1 protein-coding gene is annotated in these 1,600 nt (G+C 38.0%); it reads right to left on the bottom strand.

The features are described from left to right. Positions 1–57: 57 nt before the first annotated feature. A complete protein-coding gene (locus tag AB4238_RS22105) occupies positions 58–1,410 on the bottom strand; it encodes a Fic family protein (RefSeq protein WP_372035754.1) in 1,353 nt (450 codons plus the stop codon). Between the last annotated feature and the right edge of the window lie 190 nt (positions 1,411–1,600).

Here is a 1,600-nt window from a genome sequence, read left to right as displayed (position 1 = left end):
AATGACACAGAACTTTGAACACTACCTTTAGCGCCACCACACTCAGGTATGGTTATATCAATCAATTTTCAATCTCTCTTTCAAATTTCGTGGCGCTAAATATTTGTACTGTCTACTACCTTTCTCTTTGCTCTTAATTAGTAAGTTCAGCTCTACTAATTTATCCAGATAGCCTCTGGAAGCTGCTGCCGTAACATTGAACTCTGTCTGCCATTCCTTAACTGTGAACTCACGTCCAGCGTCTTCGAGTGCTTTCTTAATAATAGTGATATGTGCGTGTTTAAACTCTCTAAAATATGGAGACTTATACAGATCCAACCTAGTTCTCTCAATCTCTTCAATTTTCTTCTGCATAAACGTTGTGAAACTTTCCAGCGCTCGAATGATAATACCCATATTAAAATCGATGAAATGTGTAAGATCGAACTCATCTACTTCACTCTTAACAAAAGCGCGGGCATATCTGTTCTTAGAGCTTTTAAGTAGCGAAGAAATAGAAATGAACTCGAAGTTATCATAGCCACTCTTTAGCATGAACCAGTAAAATAACGCTCTTGCTGTTCTGCCGTTCCCATCTGCGAACGGGTGTATATATCCAATCATAAAATGTAAAATTATGGCCTTAACTATCGGGTGTATAAATTCAGCGCCTTCGTGTTCTTCGTTAGCAAATACACATAGGCTGATAAGCAATGGTCGTACTTTATCGGCATCTGGTGCTTGGTGGATAATCTCATCATCGGTAACACTTCTTACTGCTATATCCCCCTCACGAATCATTCCTGCTATATGGTCATTTTCAGATACTTCTTGTGTCGCCACCATATTAAATTTTTGAATAAGCTCCACGGTTAACGGCTCAAGAATTGATGCCTTAGCAAATTTCATTAACTGGTAGTTATTAATGATCATTCTTTCAGAGAAATCTCTAGGTTCGCGCCCTGTTGAGAGAAGCTCTTTAGCCACAGGCCTTGTAGTTGCAGCCCCTTCCATTTGTGCGCTCGAAATAGATTCTTCCATAATCAAACTAGTTGTTAAATATCGCTGCGAATCGTTACCTTGAAGCTTAAGATGTTTAAGTGTCGATAAGCGCTCAATCTTATGAATTTTGTGAACGAGCGATGAAATGCTATACCGGGTGAGCGCCATACTACCATCGGTTCTGTAAGCAAAAAGCTCATCAATGATTTCTAGGTTTCTTTTCCATTTTAAAAGGTGCCACGCAGGTTCCTTATACCCCTTAAGTTCTGGAGTACGGGTAATGAACTCACCCCAAGACAGATAATCACCTTTTGTACTAAACCCACAAAGTTTCGGGCTTACCTTCGACCAGAGCTCTTGAGGCAAACAAGAAAACTCGTTGCCTTCAGCTATTGGCGGTACCTCAATGCCAAATACTTTTCTTTTCATCGTTTAAACCTAAAAAAATTTTTTGTATGTTTGCTAGTATTATCTATACATTATTTTTCAGCAAGCGAAAAACAATATTTTTAAATTAACATATAATTACAAGACGTTATAAGTGTTTTTTTGGTGGGAAAATTTTTTAAGATACATATGTATACTCTATTTTGATAGAAGATTATTCTGGTCAAGCACA

The sequence above is a fragment of the Shewanella sp. 10N.286.45.A1 genome, assembly GCF_041470405.1.
Classification (GTDB): domain Bacteria; phylum Pseudomonadota; class Gammaproteobacteria; order Enterobacterales; family Shewanellaceae; genus Shewanella.
Note: the sequence above shows the minus strand (reverse complement) of the source record. Positions and strands in the feature narration are given on the sequence as shown.